The following is a 19,586-nucleotide window of genomic DNA, read 5'->3' on the forward strand; positions in this document are numbered from 1 at the left end:
TTAAAAGATTAGAGATTCTGTTTTTTCAATTGATCCACGATATATTCAGATGCCCGCATAGATAGCGCGAGTATGGTCCAGGTAGGGTTTTTATCTGCCTGTGACACAAACGCGCCACCATCTACAACGAAGAGATTCTTTACTTCGTGTGCCTGGTTAAATTTATTCAGCACGGATTTGTTTGGGTCGTCACCCATGCGGGTGGTGCCTACTTCATGAATAATGCGGCCCGGATTTTCCAGTCCGTATTTGGTTTCGGGTCCGGGCTTGGTGCCAAAGGCGATGCCGCCCATTTCATGAATGATTTGTTCAAACGTATCCTGCATGTGTTTGGCCTGTTTGATTTCATGATCGCTCCAGGTGTAGTTGAAACGCAGTACAGGAATCCCGAATTTATCCACCACGTTCGGATCTATTTCGCAATAGTTATCTTCCCGCGCAATACATTCGCCCCTGCCGGCAAAGCCGATCTGGGAGCCATAAAAGCGGCGGTAATCATCTTTCAGTGAAGCGCCGTAGCCACCGGCTGCTTTGGTTTGGCCATCACGACCGGGCGCCCGGCCGTTCATATTTTCCATGCCGAAGCCGAAGCCATATCCCGGCATGTGCATGCCGCCACCAAATTCGATGTGATAGCCGCGGGCGAAGTCCAGTTTCTTGTTATCGCCCCACCAGGGAACATACATATGCATGCCGCCTACGCCGTCTTCATTATATCGTTTGCGGTCCATCAGCTGGGGCAGGAAGCCTCCGCGTGAAGAACCGGTTGAGTCGTGGAGGTATTTACCTACTACACCGCTGGAGTTGGCCAGTCCGTTAGGATGTTTGGCTGATTTTGAGTTCAGCAGCAAGCGGGCCGATTCGCAGGCGCTGGCGGCCAGTACAACTACCCGTGCGTTTACGGAATATTCCTGCAGGTCTGTTTTATCTACGTAGGCTACGCCGGTGGCTTTGCCATTGCCGTCTGTTAATACTTCCCGCACCATGGCGTTGGTATACAGGTCCACATGTCCGCTTTTCATGGCTGGCTTTACCAGCACTGAAGAGGCAGAGAAGTCGCCATACACGGTACAGCCGCGGTTACACTGGCTGCAAAAGAAGCACGGGCTGCGGTCTTTATTTACGGAGCGGGTTAATATCGATAAGCGCGCCGGAATAACGGGGATGCCTAAACGATCGCCTGCTTTTTTCACCATCAGCTCATGGAGCCGGGGTTTAGGTGGAGGCAGAAAGAAGCCATCCGGTTCGTTGGGCAGGTTTTCTTTGCTGCCAAACACGCCGATCATCTTATCTACCCGGTCGTAAAAGGGCGCCACCTCATCGTAGGTAATGGGCCAGTCGTCGCCGAGGCCATCATAACTTTTGTGTTTGAAGTCGCGGGGCCCAAACCGCAGTGAGATGCGGCCCCAGTGATTGGTTCTGCCTCCCAGCATGCGGGAGCGGAACCAGTCGAATTCAGTTCCGTTTTTTTTCGTGTAAGGTTCACCGTTGAGTTCCCATCCGCCATAGGATGCGTCGAAGTCGCCGAAAGGACGGGTGGTACTGGCTCCTCTTCTGGGCGATTCATATGACCATTTCAGCTGTGTTGCCTGCTCCGGGTCGGCCGGATCGTATTTAGGGCCCGCTTCCAGAAGGGCTACTTTCAGGCCGGCATCCGACAGGATTTTTGCGGCCATGCCTCCTCCGGCGCCGGAACCAACAATACAAACGTCATAAACCTTCCCCTGTTTTTTGATTTCGAAAGCCATTTGCGTGGATATTTTAGACTTTTTAGAAGAACACCGGTTTTAAATCTATAAATTAAATGCGGAAAAAGAACGGTTTTTTTTATGAGTGATCATACAGCATATATTATTGGTGTAGATATAGGCACCAGCAGTACAAAATCGATTGTGCAAGGAATGGACGGAAAAATTCTGGCGGTGTTTCAGCAGGCATATGGTACCAGTCACCCGCAGCCGGGATACAGCGAGCAAAAACCTGGGGTGATCCTGGAAGCGGTAATAGCCGGCATCCGGGAAGCGGTAGCCCAGGCAGGAGGCGCGCCGGCGGCCATTTCCTTCAGCAGCGCCATGCACAGCATAATGGCGGTGAGCCGGGAGGGGGTGGCGCTCACGCCATTGATCATCTGGGCCGATAACCGGAGTGAGCCTAACGCATTGGCATTACGCGATACGCCGGAAGGGAGGCTGATTTACCGGCAAACCGGCACGCCGGTACACGCCATGTCGCCCCTGTGCAAAATCATGTGGCTGCGGGAGCAGCAGCCTGCCTTATTTGCCGCTACGGCTATGTTCCCGGGTATTAAGGAATACATCTTTCATCATTTTTTTGGACGCTGGTTAACGGATCACTCCATTGCGTCGGCGACGGGCCTGTTTGATATTCACACACTTCAATGGAACGAAACGGCTTTGGGCGTCGCGGGTATTAGGGCTGCGCAGCTGCCACAGCCGGTACCGGCTAATCATGTGGTGAGCGGGCTGTTGCCGGATATGGCAGCCATGCTGGATATCCCGGCCAGTACGCCTTTTGTGATTGGTGGCAGCGATGGCTGCCTGGCCCAACTGGGCAGCGGTGCGCTGGATGCAGGACATGCCACGCTTACCATTGGCACCAGCGGAGCGGTGAGGATGGCAAGCGCCCAACCACTCACTGATGCCCGTGGCCGGCTATTCACCTATCTCCTGACAGATGATATTTATATTACCGGTGGCGCCTCCAATAATGGGGGTGTGGTGCTGCAATGGCTGGTGAGGGATTTCCTGCGGCAGCCACTGGATGCGCTGAACGACCTGGTGGCAGAGGCATTGGTAACTGACCCCGGGAAACTCCTTTGTTTACCTTACCTGCTGGGGGAAAGGGCGCCGGTGTGGAACAGTCATGCTACCGCGGCCTTCATCGGTATTCAGCCCCAGCATACGCCGGCGCACTTCACCCGCGCCGTGTTGGAAGGGATTTGTTTTGCGTTGCTGAGCATTAAAGAAGCCCTGGAGGAAACTGCCGGGCCGGTGAAAAAGATCTCTGTGAGCGGTGGTTTTACCAATGCGCCGGGGTGGATACAGCTGCTGGCGGATATCTTTGGCCAGGAAATGCACCTGCAGCAGGAAAGCGACGCCTCTGCGCTTGGTGCTATCCTGTTGGCTGCTAACGTGCTGGGATGGCCGGAGCGGTCCTCAGAACAGGCGCAAACGGTATTTATGCCGGATGCCACCCGGTTTGAAGCTTATCGTAAAAAGTATAAGATGTTCCTGAAGTTATACGGGCAGATAGAAGAATGCCTTACGGCAGAATGATGGTATAGCACTAACCTTGCGGTAGGCGCAAACCTACGTTGCACATGGATAGGAGCTGCATTAAACATGGACTAAACACGGAGAAATGCTGGAGGTGAGGTGGACTTGATCTGGAGATCCTTTGCTGTAAAGGGTTTGGGAGCTATCAGGAGAGCGGGTTTATGCGGGCAGAGCCGTTGTTTAAAGATCCGGGGAGTAAAGCTGGGCAATGCCTGCTCTGTCTCCCCGGATTTTTAGTATCCTGACATCAGTTCCCGCGTTCAAACATACGCGCGAGGTCTGTGAGTTTAAATGATATAAACGTGAACTTGCCGCCGGGAGCAACATTGGGCATGCTGCAGGCGAAGAGTTCATCGATGATATTCTGCATTTCGCGGGCAGCCAGTATTTTGCCGGCTGGTATGGCGTTATTACGTGCCATTGAGCGGATCAGTTGCTCGCGGTTATTTACTTTCAGTTCGTGGCTGAAGTTTTTGAATTGTTCCAGCAGGCTCTGGATGGTGGCGTGATCGTTACCATTCTGGATATCGGCGGGGGTACCGCGAACGATAAAGGTATTGTTGCCAAATGGTTCCAGGTCGTAGCCCAGTGTTTGGAGGTCGCCCAGCATTTCGCTGACCAGGGCCGCATCTGCCGGGGGCAGTTGCAGGGTTTGCGGGAAAAGGCTTTGCTGGGTGGCCATGGGAGCTTCCTGTAAGGCACGCTGGTAGCGTTCATAGAGGATTCTTTCATGGGCGGCCTGCTGGTCTATTAATATAAAGCCTGACTTTATCTGCGACAGGATATATTGCTGGTGCACCTGTACCGGTACTTTTTGATCGGTGGCGGTATCCTGCCAGCGTTCATCGATCACGGAGGCGGTGGCATGCGGCTGACTTTCGTAGGTTACAGCCGGCCGTGTTTCCGGTTCCGGGGCGATGGTATAAGTAGTTTCGTTATTACTGTTTGTTTCGTACAGATCTTTCCAGTGCTTCAGGTTGCTGCTGTTGCTGCTTTTATCGATCATGTGCGCCTGGTTGGCCTGTGTAAATGATTTATACAGGGGGCTCTGGATGGATTCATTCTGCTGCTGGGCGGTGAAGGGTTTACTTACCGCGTCCAGGGCCTGAATGCTCGGGTCCAGGTCGAAATCCAGTGTGGCAGTGATGCTGAACTGGGCCAGGGAGTGTTTTACCGCCGATTGCACGAAGGCATACATCAGTTTTTCATCATCGAACTTGATCTCCTGTTTGGTAGGATGTACGTTGATGTCGACATGTTCGGGGTTTACGTCAATAAACAATACATAGAGCGGGAAGCTGTCGGCCGGGATGATGTCTGCAAATGCGTTCATCACGGCGTGGTTCAGGTAGGAGCTCTTGATAAAGCGGTTATTGACAAAAAAGAACTGGTCGCCCCTGGTTTTTTTAGCGGTTTCAGGTTTTCCTACAAATCCGTACACATTCATGTAGTCGGTAGTTTCCTTAACGCTTACGAGGCGTGCATTATAATGTTGTCCCAGGATGGCCACGATGCGCTGTTTGAGCGATCCTTTGTCCAGGTGGAACAGCTGTTGGTTATTGCTTGTCAGGGAGAACTGCAGTTGCGGGAACGACATGGCCACACGGATGAACTCGTCTACGATGTGTCTCATTTCCGCGGCATTACTTTTCAGGAAGTTTCTGCGTGCGGGCACATTGAAGAACAGGTTTTTCATGGCAATGCTGGTACCTTCAGCGGTTTGACAGGGTTCCTGTTTATTAACAAAGCTGTTGTCAATTTCCACGTAGGTGCCTACTTCCGCGCCTCTTTTGCGGGTTTTAAGTTCTACCTGGGAAACTGCGGCAATGGAGGCCAGCGCTTCTCCTCTGAATCCCATGGTGGTGATCTGGAAGAGATCTTCTATGGATTGTATTTTAGAGGTGGCATGTCGTTCAAAGCACATCCGGGCATCTGTTTCGCTCATACCGCCGCCGTTATCAATTACCTGCACTAACTCCTTGCCTGCATCTTTAATGATCAGTTGAATATCGGTAGCACCTGCATCCACTGCATTTTCCAGTAATTCTTTTACCGCTGATGCCGGTCTTTGTATCACTTCCCCTGCAGCTATCTGGTTCGCTATATTGTCTGGTAATAAATTGATGATATCCGCCACTTACTAGCCTTTTGCTGTAAAGTTAACAATTTATATGCAGTTGCTCATCGGTGATTATCAGACAGTTTTAAACAAAAAATTAACTGTTTTGTTAAATAGCCCCTTGATTTGCAGGAAATAACAATCCATTATGCTTGTTCATACGTAATTTATGTAGAGATAAAAAAGGAACCGGCCAACGACCCAGTAATCACAATGATAGTGTTAATGAGAAGTTAACGAATCAAAACTTTACATATGTACCTATGGAAACTGATATTTTTGACTATCTCTATCAGGGTATACCAACTATACTTACCCCAAAAATGGGGAAAAAAAGAAATCAATGGAAGATGGAAAAAAGAAGGGAGAGATTTACTCCCATACGGATGCCACTAAAGTAAATCTGACAGACGAAGAATGGAAAAAAGTACTGCCAACAGACGTGTATCATATTGCCAGGGAGAAAGGAACAGAGTGGGCCTTTACAGGAAAATACTGGAATAGCAGGGAGAACGGAACCTATTACTGTGCTGCTTGTGGTAACCCTTTATTTGTTTCAGATACCAAGTTTGACAGCAGCTGTGGCTGGCCAAGTTTTTTTCAGCCACTTACCAAAACCAGTGTTATTTATTCTCCGGACAACAGTCATGGGATGCATAGGACGGAGGTATTATGTGGCCGCTGTAAATCCCACCTGGGGCATGTATTCGACGACGGACCACCGCCAACCGGGCTCCGTTACTGTATTAATTCGGTGATCCTGGACTTTGAAAAAGCGCAGGAAGCGGATGAACAATACCAGCAAGATAAAAAAAACGGTGACAAAGAACTGGAGTAGTCAAACATTCTTCTGCCCTGATTGTCAGTATCATCTGTCGGTTGAACAATAAAAAGATGTATTTTTATTATCATCAACCCCCGACAGACATGAAAGTACTTAAAACGCTCGCCTGGATCATAGGAATCATCCTGTTCATTGCAATTGCGCTGATCTTTTTTGCGCCCACTACCATGCATGTGGAGCGTTCAGTGGAAATCAATGCCCCCGCGACAATTGTATGGAATGATATTGTGAAATTCGAGAAGTTTAATGAGTGGAGCACCTGGAAACAGATGGACCCCGACGCCAGGTATACTATCACTGGTGAAGATGGCTCCATTGGCACTGTAGACTCGTGGAAAGGCAGCAAGATCGGGGAGGGAAAGCTGCAACACCTGTCCATGGACCCTTATAAGTCGGTTACTCAGAAGCTTACCTTTATCACGCCGTTTGCATCTGAGTCAGATGTGTTTTTCCGGTTATCGGAAGCGGCAGGGAAAACAAAGGTTGTGTGGGGATTTGATACCCATTACGACCGGCCTCAGAATGTAATGACCCTTTTTATGAAAGGCGCGCTGGAAAAGGACTTTGAGCAGGGGCTCAATAACCTGAAGAGTATGGCGGAAGCAGAGGTAAAAGGCCCAAATGCACCCAATGGCATTGATGTGACGGTAAGAGAGATGAATTTCCCGGCAACAACGTATGCGGCTGTACGAAAAACCATCCCTATCAGCAAAATCAGCGACTATTACCATTCCAACCTCCGGACCATTTTTAATGCAGCTTCCGCTGCCCGGTTGCAGCCAGGCGTGCCCTGCGGCATTTTTTTCAGCTGGGACCGGAAGCAGGGGCAAACTGATATGGCCGCTGCGATCCCCGTACCGGAAGGAAGCAAACCGGCTCCGGGCTATGAAATTATTACCCTGCCGGCAGCACAGGCCGCGTATGCCGATTACGTGGGACCTCACGGCAAGGTAGCCAATGCGCATGTGGCGATCAGAAACTTTATTACCGATAAAGGGAAGACCATTGTACCACCCACTATAGAGATGTATGTGATTGGTCCGGGCAAAGAAAAGGACAGTAGCAAATGGCTCACGAAGGTCATCTACTTTATGAAGTAATTATCCCGGAAGTAAAGAAGCAAAAACGATTGGCACGGCATTACAGGGGGAAATATTATTTTCCCAGTGTGTTGGCATACTTGGTTGGTTCAAACTCTATGATCTCGTAAAGGGCCAGCTGGAACCTTTCCAGCGGATCTTCGCTCATAATCTCTTCTACCTCCCTGCGGGTAGCCGCATTACACAAGATAACAGACCCCGACTTCGGCTTTCGCCTGCCTGATAAGATGAACCGGCCACTGTCGAAGTGTTTTTGCAGGAAGGCGGTATGCGCCTCCATGTAGTGTTCTACAGCCGCAACGGGCCGTATGTATTGTAGCATAATCAGGAACATAATGGTTTTTCTATGGTATTTAGTAATAGTTTCATAGTTAGTAGCAAAGGTATAAACTTAATCAGTATGGAAATATTGTATGTGCCAGGGAAAAATGAGACATATGCGCTACAAAAATATACGTACTTTTGCACGAATGAAATACCACGATAGTGGGAATGTCATGTTCGATATAGTGTTGCTCCGAATAATTTTCTTAATTTTTAACGCTTTTATGAAAAAATCAATTTCCAAAGTTTTGTTAGCCGCTGCGACGACAGCGGTTATGCTGTCTTCCTGCTCTAAAGCCCCTGACGAGAGCCGGTACATCCCGAAAACAGCTGGTGTGGTAGTGGACCTGAATGCCAAACAATTGACCACCAAGCTGGTGACGAATGGTATTACCATGGATAAACTGTTTGAAGCCACCCAAAGTAAAGACACCTCCAATGAAGTGATGAAGGCCTGGAAAGATGCCGAAAACTCCGGTATCGACATGCAAAGCCACTTCTTTGCCTCTTTTGTGTTCCAGGGCCAGCCGGCAGAGCATAAATCTTACATCAGCCTTACCGCCAGCCTGAAAGATGCCGACAAATTTGAGGCCTATCTCAAAAAGAACATCGCAAACTTCTCCCTGAAAACACAAAATGACTTTAAATATATCTGGGAAGAAAAGCAGCATGCCGTAATCGGATGGAACAAATCTGCCGTTATCTATATCAGTGCAGTAGATCCAAGCAACCTGGAAAAGTATAACCCGGGCGGTTCTTCATCTCCCGATTATGGAGATCCTATAATAGACTCTGCAACAGCAATAATAGACACCGCAGTAGCCGTTCCTGCTGCCCTGGTGACAACAGAAGACGATGCGCAGATAAAAACCTGGGTAGCAGAAGTGGATCATCTCTTTCACCTGAAAAAAGATGAAACAGCAGGTTCCATTGAGCCTTTCGCTAAGTTACTGAAAGAAGATGCCGACGCCGGTATCTTTGTAAACCCGGAAGCCATTTACAACAGCGGTCAGTTTACCATGATCCCTGCCAACGTAAAGAAACTGATGGAAGGTTCTTTCTATACCGGTACGGTTAACTTTGAAAACGGTAAAATCGTTTTCAACGGTCACTCTTACATGGGTAAAGAAATGGCGGCGATCTATAAAAAATATGGTAAGAAAGAGATCGATATGGATATGCTGAAGAAGTATCCTTCCCAGAATATCACCGGTTTCATTTCTTATGCCTTTGATTTCCGCATGATCGGAGATATCGTGAAAGCAACGGGTATGGATGGTATGGTGAACCTGATGATGGGTAAATCCGGCTTGTCTATGGACGATGTGCTGAACGCATTTGAAGGCCAGTTGACCTACGTGGCTTCTGACTTCGCTATCACCAAAAAGGAATCTCCTTATTTCCCCGGCGAGTTCACTGAGAAACCAGACGCTAAATGGATCTTCAGCCTGAAAGTTGGTAACAAGGATGCCTTCAATAAAATTATGACTTCCCCGATGCTGAAAGAAGTATTTACCAAGGAAGGAGATCATTATGTAGTGGTAAATCCAATGGCAGCGGCTACCATGCCGGCGATGTCCATCAACGAGAAATTTGTGACACTGGGCTCCGACAGCTTGCTGCTGCAGGAATACCTGGGTGGCAAAGGCCACATCAAATTACCTGATGGTATCGAAGGAAAAGTAAAAGGCAGCATGCTGGGTGGTTATGTAGACATTGAAAAAATAGCCAGCGTAATTCCTGAAGATAAAATGGAAGAAGACGAGAAACCAGTAGCCAAGAAAGCAAAGGAACTGTTGAAAGACGTAACCTTTGTAAGCAAAGCTGATGGCGGCGACGTACAGCATGGAGAAGCGGTGCTGACCTTTAAAAATAAAGATCAGAACAGCCTGGTACAGCTGATCAACCTGGGCACTGAAGCTGCAAAAGTGATGCAGGCAAGGAAAGCCAAGGATAAAGCGTATGAAGACAGCGTATTTGCTGCGCCGGTAGATACTGCCGTTGCACAGTAATTTATAACCCGACCAGGAAAAGGGCGCCGGATATCCGTTGCGCCCTTTTCTTTTGCGTAAAATATATCATTTATATTCGCTACTGTTAACAGTAAATGCCACTATGCAGATTCAGCTCAATCAGCTCATGCCCATACCATTGCAGGATAAGCTCCGGCAACGGTCGTCGGACATCTGGAACCAGGACGTCACTTTCCAGCCAAGCAGTTTTGTGAAAATCAAGGCGCCTTCCGGCACCGGCAAAACTACCCTGATCCATTACCTCTATCATATCCGGTACGACTATACGGGAAAAGTGCAGGTGAATGGTCGGCCATGGCAGGCATATAATAAGAACGAAATAGCCGTGATGCGGCAAAAGGATATCAGTATTGTATTCCAGGATCTTCGCCTTTTTGAGCAGCTCAGTGCCAGGGAAAACATTTCGTTGAAGCGGGTAATGGAGCCAAAGCCTTATTATCCCGCGGAAAAGATTGATGAAATGGCCGCCCGGCTCAATGTGTCGCACGTGCTGGAGCAAAGCGGCAAAACCCTTTCGTATGGCGAAAGGCAGCGTATTGCCATTATCAGGGCGCTGGTACAGCCTTTCCAATGGCTCCTGATGGATGAACCCTTCAGCCATCTGGATGAAGACAATACACAGCGCGCCGCCGCACTGATTGCCGATGAATGTAAAGCCCGCAATGCCGGGTTCATTTTAACAGACCTGGATAATGACCAGCACTTCCCTTATGATGTGCATTATCATCTTTAATGTTATTTCATGCGTCCATTTTTTGAATTACTGAAGAAAATTATTCAAACCGGTGTGGGAAAAACCCGGTTCCTGATGGCGGCAGTTGGTTTGGGCATTGCGATGCTGCTGATCCTCATCGCTATCCAGGCGCATTCCAACTTCAGCCAGCTGCTGTACAGCAGCAAAAACCAGAATGAAACCGCCGACTTCCTCGTGATCAATAAAACCATCACCAACGCCATGATGGGGCAGTCGGCTAAAAGTATTTTTACCCCCGAAGAAATTGCCAATATAAGAAAGCAGCCATTCGTGCAGTCGTTTGGGTTAGTAACCTCCAGCCAGTATAAGGTAGTGGTTCAGGCGCCGGGCGACCTGCACTTTGCTACTGATATGTTTTTTGAAGCAGTACCGGATAGCTTCCTGGATGTGAAAGGGCAGGACTGGAAATGGAGTGAGGGCGACCGTACTATTCCTATTATTTTGCCTAATGACTTCCTGAACCTTTACAACTTTGGTTTTTCCCTGAGCCAGGACCTGCCGCAGATTTCTCAGGAAACCGTAAAAGCATTGCCGTTGCAGGTAAATATTTCCAACAACCAGGTATCCGATCAGTACATGGGGCATATTGTTGGCTTCTCCGACCGGATCTCTTCCTTTCTTGTACCGGCATCTTTTATGTCCTGGGCCAATGAAAAGTATGGAATGACCACCACCGCGGGCACTTCCCGTGTGATCATTAAAACGCCGGACCCATCTAACCCGGAGCTGGTTAAGTTTTTACAGGACAATGGCTATACTACCAACCAGGATAAACTGAAGTTCAGCAAAACAAGGCTGATTGTACAAACGATCGTATCTGTGGTTGGATTTTTTGGACTGATCTTATTGTTTTTTGCCTTGCTGGTTTTCAGCATGTTTATACAACTGGTGATTGCATCCTGCAAGCGGGAAATTCAATTGCTGGTGATACTGGGTACTGCCCCTAAACAATTGCAGCGGTACCTGCTGCGGCAGTTTGTACCCCTGTATATTGTAATCGGAATTTTGTCGTTGCTGCTGGTAACGGGGCTGCAATACTGGGCGGCAGGTGAACTGGCGCAGCATGACATGCAGGTGAGCACCTGGCCGGGAGTGCCTGTATTTGCAGGTATCGCGCTGGTATTAGGACTCGTGTATATTGTAAACCTTCTCACGGTGAGGAAGTATGTAAATAATATTTAGCCCTGTGGTGGCCGGTATGGTACAGTAAAAGTGTTTTTAGCCCTTTGTGAAATGAGCAGGTAAGGCACCCATACTGCCATGCGCACTAATGGCCAGAGGATGGAATTAACGCTGAAAATATCCTGCGGTTTTTCTGTTTTGAAGAAATAGTGATTCAGGGAATTATCTGCATAAATAGAAATAGTAGCAATGAAATAGAAAGTTGCCAGTGCAAAAGGAAAGGTATCACGACGGTGAAAAAACAACACGGCCAGCAGGATACTGTATGCCAGCATAAATACATTGATCATCATTTCCATGATGAGGAAAAGCTGTACCAGGGTGATATTTCCCAGGTCCTGCCGGTCGGAAATACTGATCCAGTAGGAGTAATCAAATACATCCATTTTGCAGATCCCGGTGATTTCTCCCATTGGCGCAAACAATAACCCGATGGCCAGCAGTACCAGTCCGCCGCCGATTGGCTGCGATTCCGGTGCTTCCCCGGCGGGTGTAACAGAATGCTTATAAAAAACAAATGCGAGGGCGGCAAATGCAGCGGCAGATAAAACTGCCAGTACGATAGCCAGCCAGTTTCCTTTCCCTTCCGGATGACGCGTGGCAGCAGTGCCTGGGTTCCAGGTAAGATCCATAGAAGTTATTTCATTCATCTTCTTCAGGTCCTCTGCATATTGCGGTATAAACTTTACGGGGATATGATCGCTGAAGGTTTTGAAATGATAGGATAACAGGACCTGTTGCCCTTTGATGCTGGCCGTATAATCGAAGGAGTAGTAATCATTCTGCAGGTGCAGTGGTGTTTGATCCAGCGACCACTTCACCGGCGTGTGCAGGATGATTTGATAATCGAAGTCGTATGGATAGCGGATGCTCACCGGTACTTTACGTTTATCGTCGGAGATATAGGAAAGCACGTCATAAAAGGATTGCGCGTTGGCCGTGAATTTCAGCTTGTTGGTGCTGCTGTCTCTTTGCCAGATGTTGTGTACCAGGTAGCTTTCATTCACATATATCGTATTACCGGCTAAGCTGTCGCGGGTGGTGATGGAGTCTCTGATCTCCACTTCTCCATATAACTTCTTATAAAAAGAGAGATAGGATTTTTCTTTGTCCTTCATGCTGGTGCCAGCCAGTTCAGCGCGTTGTGCGTCTGCATCATCACGTTGGTAGGTAGTTACTACTTCCAGTTTACCATCTTTATTTTCATCGTCCGGCAGTGTAAAAACTTCGCGGACGGCAATTTTGCCACGGGTTGCGGGTACGATCGACGTGAGTTGCGTGGTGGTATCGGTTACCACGAGTGCCTTCCCGTAGTCTGGTTCGCATAAATCAACGAGGCCTCCGCGTTGGTAGGACATGGTGCCATCCAGCCAGTATGTTTTATTGTTTAGTACTGCATGTACAATAACATGGTTGAAGGCGTTGGGGGAAGGGAGTGATTCGCTGACGGTTCCTCTCAGATCCGTATTAACATAGGCCATGTCGGCTACAATATTATTGGCGCGCAGCATGGTACAAAGCAGCAGGGCTTTGTCTTTACAATCCCCGAAGCGTTGTGCCAGTACCCTGTCTGGATTATTGGGACGATGGGAGTATTCTCCCATTTCGATGCCCATATACCTGATATCGTCCTGAACAAATCGTAATGCCTGCAGGAGATAGGCAGCGGGGTCGCCATTGGCCGATTTTTTAAAAGCGGCGATTTTGCCGGTCAGCAACGGACCTGGTGCAGGCTTTTGATTGACCTTCATCCCCCATTGCGCTACTTCTTTCCAGGAGGGATATTCGCTTACCTGTACATAGGTAAAAGGATTATACCAGGAAGGAACAAAGTTGGTGTTATCCGTTTCCCTGATGTCTACTTTATTCCATTCGTATACGGTGAGGCCGTTCCATGATTTTTGGAGGGGTGCGACTGCATTGTTATACCGTTTAAAGTGGATCTGCCTTTGAGGGCTAACGATCAGGTTTTTATAGTAATTGACAATGGGTTCGTAGGCAACGAAATAGATGCGGCTATCCAGTTTCCCGTTGAAGATGGGGTTATCGCCGTTAATGGAATAGGCGTATTCTATCTGGTCACCTTTCCGTACATCTTCGAGGATCAGGTATGCGGTGTAGGTACCACTGTAGATGAACCGCGAGAGGTCTTTTTCTTTCTGAAGCAGTTTGAATGCTGCGCCAGGCAGGCGGTTAATTTCTTTTCCATCGCGGTGGATCACTATTTTATGGAATGTAAGTTTTTCATATTGGGGATCGTATTCCACTGAAATTTCCGAGCCATTCTGGATGCCTGCTTCTGAGATAATTTGCCGGATGAAGTGTTGGTAATTGCTTTTCAGTTCTGTATGCCGTTGTTCTTCCAGGAGCAGAAGGTAATAGCCATCGCTGATATTTTTGGCGTTGGGTTTTTTGGAGAGATCGGGCGTAAAGGGGACGAGCCATGCCGGAGCGGGGCTGGTATTTACTTTTTGGGCGGGTGCAATGGCGGGGGTTAGTATCAGCAGCAGGGATAATACTAACTTCCAGGCACGGGAATTTATGACGTGCATAGTATAGTGATGTTGATTGATACCCCTTTATGGGCGGCCGGGTATAGGGGAATAAAAATTTTTGTTGATGAATTTACGGTTGTTTTCCGATAGTTAACATATAAACTGCAAAAGATGCGAGCCAGTGTTCGCCGGCATAGCTGCCGCTGAAAACCTGTTTCAGTCCTGCTTCCATGTGTGCGTGGGCCAGTTGCTGAATGGCCTGCTGGTTTTTGCCCCCGTGTTCCGCGATGGCCTCCAGGCACCAGGTGCGGCTCAGGTTTAATCCATCGAGGTGAACGAGTTTCCCGTCTGTTCTATCTTTTACTTGTGCCACCTGCAGGATACTTATCTTGTTTTCAAAAAGGCCGGGTAAAAATGCGTATAGCCATTTGCGGTAGTCTGCCTGCGGCATTACCCTGCGCATCAGGTCGGCCTCTTCGAGGGAGGGGGAGAGGAAGTCGTAGCCTCCGGGTTCCCATTGTATGGGGGCATTTTTATCGGCGGCGTAGAAGCGCATGGCGGCGTTGTGTATGGCTTTTTGCAGGGGTTCGTCTTTTGCAGTAACGGCATAATCCCAGGCGAGGCATAATCCGAAGGCGAGGTTGGTATGTTCTCCTACGCGGATCGGGTACATGATTTTATCGAGGAACTGGATATAGGCGATGGAGAACTGGGAGGCCAGTGGCTGCAGGTTCTGGCTCATGGTTTTTCCCAATGGGTCGTTCCAGGTGAGCAGTTCGTTTTGCAGTTGCAGGAGCCAGCTCCAGCCATAGATGCGTTCAAAGCTTTTATTTTCTGCGCTGCTGAACAGTTGTTGTTCAATTTTTATATTTTCTGAAGATAGATGCGCTGCCAGTTTACTTCTGATGACGGAGGCTTTGGCCAGGTCGGGGTAAGACTTGAGCAGGGGGCGCACCAGCATCCAGTGTCCGTGCACGCTGCTATGCCAGTCGAAGCAGCCATAGAAAGCGGGGTGATAATTTTTGGGCGCTGTGAGCAGTGAGCTGTCGGTGAATACGATCCCTGTTTTATAAGGGAATTCCAGGTCCAGGCATTTCAGGGGCAGTTCCACCAGTTTATTGGCGATGTCCTTTGTTAGCAGGGTGGCTGCTGGCGTATGTTCCGGATTGGAAGGTACCTGTGCGCTCATGTTGAATGAGAAAAGGAGGATGACGGATAATTGGCCTAAAAATTTCACGACGGAGTGGTGCTTTTATCTGTTAAATAACAATTTTAAGTAGAACATGGGCTGGCCCAGTTTCTTTCGAAGGTCCACCTCATGGAACATGCATGACATCAGGTCTTTCAGCTGTTTATTGCGGGAGCCCATTTTCATCAGCATATTAAATAGCCACGGGTATTTGATGAGTTTCTGCAATTTGGTGCTTACCTGGAATTCCGGTCCGAGGATGCGGTATACCGCTTCATCGTATGCGTTGAAGAAGGTATCGGAATAGTCGTTGGCAGCGATGGCTGCTGCGGCTTGCTGGGCGGCTATCCTGCCGGAGTACAGGGCGTTGCCGATGCCTTCCCCGGTGAAGGGGTCGATCAGGAATCCGGCGTCGCCCACCAGCATGTAGCGTTCGCCATGCAGTTTTCTTTTTTTGCTGCCGAGGGGCAGGCCATATCCGTCGATGCTGCCGGTGAGTTCGGCGTTTTTGAAGCGTTCCTTCATTACCGAGTCGGTAGCGATGGTATCCAGCATCAGCTGTTTCAGGTTTACTTTCTTGTTGCGGGCGGAGTTGCTGAGCATTCCCACGCCTACGTTGGCTTCGCCATTAGGGAGGGGGAATATCCAGATGTAGCCCGGGAGCATATTTTTCAGGAAGTGCAGTTCAATGAAGTTGTCTTTATGGAGACCGGTGATGCCTTTATAATAGGCGCGGATACCGGCTACATAGTGTTTGGGTTCCATTTTAATACCAGCCACATCGCGGGTGAAGCCAGAGTGGGCGCCGTTGGCTACTATTACCACGTCGGCTTTTACTTTGAAGGAGCCGTCTTTGCTGGAGAGGTGGTAACCGTCTGGTTTGAGCTCATATTTATCGATGCTTTTGCCTTCGAATAATTGGATTTCGGGGCGGCGTTTTATTTCATCAACAAGGAAGTTATCGAAGTCGATACGTTTGCAAACGAAGCCCCTTGGGTTGCTCTTATCTTCCTGGTATCCGAGGCGGTAGGGAATATCCATCCCGATGCGGTTGGGTGCTACGAAGGTAACGCCCCAGCTGTCTGCTTTAAAAATTGCTTCCTGGAGGCGTTGTCCGATGCCTTTGTCGATACGTTCCAGGAGGGTGAGCACTTTTCCGCTTAGTCCGTCTCCACATACTTTATCCCGTGGGAAAAAGGCTTTATCTACTACGATACATTCAATGCCAAGCTGGGCGAGTTGCAATGCTGCGGTGGCTCCACCGGGCCCTGCGCCTATGATACAAACTTTTGTTTCCATTATTAGTGATACGATTACGTGCTGGTAAGATACGGAATAGTGCGGATTTAGCAGAGGGGATTGCCACCGTTAAAAATCTGCTATATTTGCTCTTCTTAAAAACACAAGAAACATGTTTGGTGATTTATTTGGAAAGCTGACGCAGATTAAGCAGAAAATGCAGGAAGGCAAAGAGCGTCTGGCTACCGTAACTTTATCCGGCGAGGCCGGCGATGGCGCAGTAAAAGTAACCGTGGATGGTAACCGCCAGGTGAAAAGTATTGATATTGCGGAGCGTCTTTTCGCACCGGAGCATAAGGAAGAAATGGAAGACCTGTTGCTGGCTGCTTTGAACCGTGCACTGAAAGATGCAGAGAATTCCTGGGAAGCAGAAATGAAAAACGCTGCCGGCGGAATGCTCGGAGGGTTGATGTAAGATATTTTCAATACAGGGAATTGCCATATGCGTACCATACATATGGCAATTTTGTTTTATAGGAATACTGAAGAAATTCTGTATTACGTAAATAATATTCCGGTTCCGATACCATAATACCCCGCGCGTGGATTTTCTTTGCAGGTACGATCGACTCTGACATGAAAGTATTTTTCCGGCGCATTCACTTATACCTGGGCCTTACTGCCGGCCTGGTGATCACTATCAGCTGTTTAACAGGTGCCTTACTGGTATTTGAGAAGGAGCTGACGGAAGCGTTTAACCGTGACCGTTATTTCGTGGAGCCGGGAGGAGCGCGTTTACCGCTGGACAAGGTGGCTACGCTGGTAAAACAGGCCGTTCCGGGTGCAGGTATTGCAAGGATACAGGTGTTTGCGGACCCCACACGGGCGCTGCAGGTGCAGCTGGAGGAAGGTAAAAAAGGCGGACCAAAAGAAGGCGGGGAGCGGAGAGGTAAGATAGGAAAGAAAGAAGGGGCCGCTAAGGCTGGTGAAAAAGAAGGCGCGGGCCCGAAGAAAGAAAAGGGACGTACTGCGTTTGTAAATCCCTACACAGGTAAAGTCATAGAACTATACAGCTATCAGCAAACATTTTACTACCAGGTATTTTCCCTGCACCGCTGGCTGCTGGCAGGCGCTGTAGGTAAACTGATTACCGGTATCAGCACTCTTATATTTTTGTTTATCCTGGTTACGGGCATCATTCTCTGGTTGCCCAAAACGCGCAATATTTTCCGGCAGCGGATTAAAATCAAATGGGATGGTAACTGGAAAAGGGTGAACAATGATTTACACATTGTACTGGGTTTTTACACTTCCATCTTCCTTTTTGTATCTGTTTTCACGGGCTTAACCTGGTCGTTTGAATGGTTTAACAAGGCGTTGTATGCTTCACTGAGAACCTCTCCCAAGCCTTCGGCAGCACCGCTATCGGCTCCGGCAGTGGAGGCGAATGGTAAAAGTATATCTTATGAAACGGCATTGGCAGTAGCCAAACATGCCGTTCCCGATGCACTGTTTTATTCGTTTACTGCGCCGAAAGACAGCTCCGCGGCCTTTATGGTAAGCCTGCTTCCGGCAGACGCGCTGCACGAAGCTGCCACCACCACTTACTACCTGGATCAGTTTAATGGGAAAGTGTTGTCGTCGCAAACTTTTGCGCAAAGGAACCTCGGGCAGCAGATCCGGGGAACAATAAAACCGTTGCACACCGGCGCCATCTTTGGTACGCCTTCTAAAATATTTGCTTTAATCCTCGCACTGCTGGGCGCTATCTTCCCTACCACCGGTACCCTTATGTGGCTGAACAGAACCCGCAAGAAGAAAAAGAAAGCAGTGGCTCCGGCCGTATCCAAAGCGGTTCCTGCACAGGTAGCATAAAAAGGATCATCCTTCCGGTTTTCCATTTTTGAAAACACCCTTCAGAAACGGAAGGTTTTTTACGCCGTTTTTATCTCCCGCTTTTAACGTTTCCTTTGCAAACCCTTGCTCCCGTTAAGTTTTAACATTCCTACACAGAATATGGAATAGCATTTGGCATATACCTGCAAAATGATGTTACCATGATTAATCAGTTTGAAGTGCCAGCATGCATAGAGGACACAATACCTGCACTAAAAGAAGAACTGCACCAGTTTCCTGCCGTACATCATATTAACGAAACCATGGGCTGCTTTACGAAGTATACCGATAAGCAGCTGAGGGCACAGAATTTTTCGGCAGCAGGCAAGTGTTTGCAGCTGGCCGGCCGGTTATACGAACGGGGTAATACGGTTGTGAAAGAAGCGATTACCCGTATTTTTTTACCGGTACTTTGCCGGGTTCCCCTGGCAGATGCCGTGAGCAGGATCCGGATGTATTCACTGATACCGGATTCAATTTATCCACTTTACATACAATATCAACTTACTGGTAATGGGAACAGATGAGGAAATTGTCGTCCGGTTAGCTACGGCTATGGACGTTGATTTTGCGCTGCCTATTGTGGCAGAAATGGAAGCCTCTGCGAAGGCAAGAGGTACCGGGATTGCGAAAAGAAATCCCCTTACGATAAAGGAAAAGATCCTGGAAGGGAAGGCCGTTATTGCTTTTACGGCGAAGGGCATATGGGCAGGGTTTTCCTATATACAATCCTGGGAAGAGAACAGGTTTGTATCCAACAGCGGTTTAATTGTAGCGCCGGCATTCCGTGGATTGAAAGTGGCGCAGGCCATCAAGCAGAAAATATTTGAGTTAAGCCGGCTGCTTTATCCAGCGTCAAAAATATTCAGTATCACTACGGGGTTACCTGTTATGAAACTAAATACCCGGTTGGGTTTCGAGCCGGTTACCTATCATGAAATTACGCAGGACCCTCTTTTTTGGGAGGGCTGTAAAAGTTGTGTAAACTATCCTATCCTGGCAAGCAAAAATTACAGGAATTGTTTGTGCACTGCCATGTTGTTTCAGCCTTTTCAATAGTTGAAGCAAGAGTACCCTTATGGTGAAAATACAGCCAATGAATAACCGGCGATGCT

16 protein-coding genes are annotated in these 19,586 nt (G+C 48.5%); 10 read left to right on the plus strand and 6 right to left on the minus strand.

Translation table 11 applies throughout. The features are described from left to right. Positions 1–8: 8 nt before the first annotated feature. Positions 9–1,748: a GMC family oxidoreductase gene (locus QFZ48_RS11230; RefSeq protein ID WP_429043005.1), complete on the minus strand. Its 1,740-nt coding sequence runs from the start codon at positions 1,746–1,748 to the stop codon at positions 9–11. A gap of 81 nt (positions 1,749–1,829) precedes the next feature. On the opposite strand from QFZ48_RS11230, the gene QFZ48_RS11235 reads away from it, so the two are divergent. Then, positions 1,830–3,296: a gluconokinase gene (locus tag QFZ48_RS11235; RefSeq protein WP_429062300.1), complete on the plus strand. Its 1,467-nt coding sequence runs from the start codon at positions 1,830–1,832 to the stop codon at positions 3,294–3,296. A gap of 247 nt (positions 3,297–3,543) precedes the next feature. Here the strand turns inward: QFZ48_RS11235 and mutL are convergent, their stop codons facing one another. Further along, positions 3,544–5,433: a DNA mismatch repair endonuclease MutL gene (gene mutL, locus QFZ48_RS11240; RefSeq protein ID WP_429043001.1), complete on the minus strand. Its 1,890-nt coding sequence runs from the start codon at positions 5,431–5,433 to the stop codon at positions 3,544–3,546. A 325-nt stretch (positions 5,434–5,758) separates the two neighbouring features. On the opposite strand from mutL, the gene msrB reads away from it, so the two are divergent. Further along, the gene (msrB, locus tag QFZ48_RS11245) at positions 5,759–6,253 is read left to right on the plus strand and encodes a peptide-methionine (R)-S-oxide reductase MsrB (protein WP_429042999.1); all 495 of its coding nucleotides are present in this window, start codon (positions 5,759–5,761) and stop codon (positions 6,251–6,253) included. An 89-nt stretch (positions 6,254–6,342) separates the two neighbouring features. Beyond that, positions 6,343–7,359: an SRPBCC family protein gene (locus QFZ48_RS11250; protein WP_429042997.1), complete on the plus strand. Its 1,017-nt coding sequence runs from the start codon at positions 6,343–6,345 to the stop codon at positions 7,357–7,359. Positions 7,360–7,414: 55 nt separating this feature from the next. Here QFZ48_RS11250 and QFZ48_RS11255 read toward each other — a convergent pair whose 3' ends face one another. Next, on the minus strand, positions 7,415–7,681 hold the full coding sequence (locus tag QFZ48_RS11255) for a YciI family protein (protein WP_370908804.1): 267 nt from the start codon (positions 7,679–7,681) through the stop codon (positions 7,415–7,417). A 226-nt stretch (positions 7,682–7,907) separates the two neighbouring features. Here QFZ48_RS11255 and QFZ48_RS11260 point away from each other — a divergent pair, with 226 nt between their 5' ends. The 3 genes from QFZ48_RS11260 to QFZ48_RS11270 all read left to right on the plus strand — a co-directional run bounded on the left by QFZ48_RS11260 (position 7,908) and on the right by QFZ48_RS11270 (position 11,652). Beyond that, positions 7,908–9,695: a DUF4836 family protein gene (locus QFZ48_RS11260; protein ID WP_429062302.1), complete on the plus strand. Its 1,788-nt coding sequence runs from the start codon at positions 7,908–7,910 to the stop codon at positions 9,693–9,695. Positions 9,696–9,798: 103 nt separating this feature from the next. Continuing rightward, positions 9,799–10,449, plus strand: a complete 651-nt coding sequence (locus QFZ48_RS11265) for an ATP-binding cassette domain-containing protein (RefSeq protein WP_429062305.1) — start codon at positions 9,799–9,801, stop codon at positions 10,447–10,449. 9 nt (positions 10,450–10,458) lie between these two features. Further along, positions 10,459–11,652 carry an FtsX-like permease family protein gene (locus QFZ48_RS11270; protein WP_429062308.1) on the plus strand — a complete coding sequence of 398 codons (1,194 nt, stop codon included), beginning with the start codon at positions 10,459–10,461 and terminating at the stop codon, positions 11,650–11,652. Here QFZ48_RS11270 and QFZ48_RS11275 read toward each other — a convergent pair. From QFZ48_RS11275 to QFZ48_RS11285, 3 genes are all read right to left on the minus strand, one after another. Continuing rightward, positions 11,649–14,204 (minus strand): DUF3857 domain-containing protein, encoded by a 2,556-nt coding sequence (locus QFZ48_RS11275; RefSeq protein ID WP_429062310.1) that lies wholly within the window; start codon positions 14,202–14,204, stop codon positions 11,649–11,651. The genes QFZ48_RS11270 and QFZ48_RS11275 overlap by 4 nt on opposite strands. 73 nt (positions 14,205–14,277) lie before the next feature. Then, positions 14,278–15,336, minus strand: coding sequence for a DUF2891 domain-containing protein (locus QFZ48_RS11280; RefSeq protein WP_429062312.1), 1,059 nt, complete (start codon positions 15,334–15,336; stop codon positions 14,278–14,280). 63 nt (positions 15,337–15,399) lie between these two features. Beyond that, positions 15,400–16,635, minus strand: a complete 1,236-nt coding sequence (locus QFZ48_RS11285; RefSeq protein WP_429062314.1) for an NAD(P)/FAD-dependent oxidoreductase — start codon at positions 16,633–16,635, stop codon at positions 15,400–15,402. Positions 16,636–16,747: 112 nt separating this feature from the next. Here QFZ48_RS11285 and QFZ48_RS11290 point away from each other — a divergent pair, with 112 nt between their 5' ends. The 4 genes from QFZ48_RS11290 (at position 16,748) to QFZ48_RS11305 (ending at position 19,530) form a co-directional block, all read left to right on the plus strand. Beyond that, complete coding sequence (locus tag QFZ48_RS11290) at positions 16,748–17,050, plus strand: YbaB/EbfC family nucleoid-associated protein (protein WP_370908797.1); 303 nt, start codon at positions 16,748–16,750, stop codon at positions 17,048–17,050. Positions 17,051–17,211: 161 nt separating this feature from the next. Beyond that, positions 17,212–18,450, plus strand: coding sequence for a PepSY-associated TM helix domain-containing protein (locus QFZ48_RS11295; RefSeq protein WP_429042975.1), 1,239 nt, complete (start codon positions 17,212–17,214; stop codon positions 18,448–18,450). Positions 18,451–18,632: 182 nt separating this feature from the next. Then, positions 18,633–18,998 (plus strand): DUF7674 family protein, encoded by a 366-nt coding sequence (locus QFZ48_RS11300; protein ID WP_370908795.1) that lies wholly within the window; start codon positions 18,633–18,635, stop codon positions 18,996–18,998. Next, positions 18,985–19,530, plus strand: a complete 546-nt coding sequence (locus QFZ48_RS11305; RefSeq protein WP_429062317.1) for an N-acetyltransferase — start codon at positions 18,985–18,987, stop codon at positions 19,528–19,530. The genes QFZ48_RS11300 and QFZ48_RS11305 overlap by 14 nt, the downstream gene beginning before the upstream one ends. The last annotated feature ends 56 nt before the right edge of the window (positions 19,531–19,586 follow it).

The sequence above is a fragment of the Chitinophaga sp. W2I13 genome (assembly GCF_050434005.1).
Taxonomy (GTDB): domain Bacteria; phylum Bacteroidota; class Bacteroidia; order Chitinophagales; family Chitinophagaceae; genus Chitinophaga.

What these genes read in the sequence shown, in the direction of transcription:
- QFZ48_RS11230 (WP_429043005.1), bottom strand. Translation starts at nt 1,748, where the DNA reads ATGGCTTTCGAAATCAAAAAACAGGGGAAGGTTTATGACGTTTGTATT.
- QFZ48_RS11235 (WP_429062300.1), top strand. Translation starts at nt 1,830, where the DNA reads ATGAGTGATCATACAGCATATATTATTGGTGTAGATATAGGCACCAGC.
- QFZ48_RS11290 (WP_370908797.1), top strand. Translation starts at nt 16,748, where the DNA reads ATGTTTGGTGATTTATTTGGAAAGCTGACGCAGATTAAGCAGAAAATG.
- msrB (WP_429042999.1), top strand. Translation starts at nt 5,759, where the DNA reads ATGGAAGATGGAAAAAAGAAGGGAGAGATTTACTCCCATACGGATGCC.
- QFZ48_RS11255 (WP_370908804.1), bottom strand. Translation starts at nt 7,681, where the DNA reads ATGCTACAATACATACGGCCCGTTGCGGCTGTAGAACACTACATGGAG.
- QFZ48_RS11270 (WP_429062308.1), top strand. Translation starts at nt 10,459, where the DNA reads ATGCGTCCATTTTTTGAATTACTGAAGAAAATTATTCAAACCGGTGTG.
- QFZ48_RS11305 (WP_429062317.1), top strand. Translation starts at nt 18,985, where the DNA reads ATGGGAACAGATGAGGAAATTGTCGTCCGGTTAGCTACGGCTATGGAC.
- QFZ48_RS11295 (WP_429042975.1), top strand. Translation starts at nt 17,212, where the DNA reads ATGAAAGTATTTTTCCGGCGCATTCACTTATACCTGGGCCTTACTGCC.
- QFZ48_RS11280 (WP_429062312.1), bottom strand. Translation starts at nt 15,336, where the DNA reads ATGAGCGCACAGGTACCTTCCAATCCGGAACATACGCCAGCAGCCACC.
- QFZ48_RS11265 (WP_429062305.1), top strand. Translation starts at nt 9,799, where the DNA reads ATGCAGATTCAGCTCAATCAGCTCATGCCCATACCATTGCAGGATAAG.
- QFZ48_RS11285 (WP_429062314.1), bottom strand. Translation starts at nt 16,635, where the DNA reads ATGGAAACAAAAGTTTGTATCATAGGCGCAGGGCCCGGTGGAGCCACC.
- QFZ48_RS11250 (WP_429042997.1), top strand. Translation starts at nt 6,343, where the DNA reads ATGAAAGTACTTAAAACGCTCGCCTGGATCATAGGAATCATCCTGTTC.
- QFZ48_RS11275 (WP_429062310.1), bottom strand. Translation starts at nt 14,204, where the DNA reads ATGCACGTCATAAATTCCCGTGCCTGGAAGTTAGTATTATCCCTGCTG.
- QFZ48_RS11300 (WP_370908795.1), top strand. Translation starts at nt 18,633, where the DNA reads ATGATTAATCAGTTTGAAGTGCCAGCATGCATAGAGGACACAATACCT.
- QFZ48_RS11260 (WP_429062302.1), top strand. Translation starts at nt 7,908, where the DNA reads ATGAAAAAATCAATTTCCAAAGTTTTGTTAGCCGCTGCGACGACAGCG.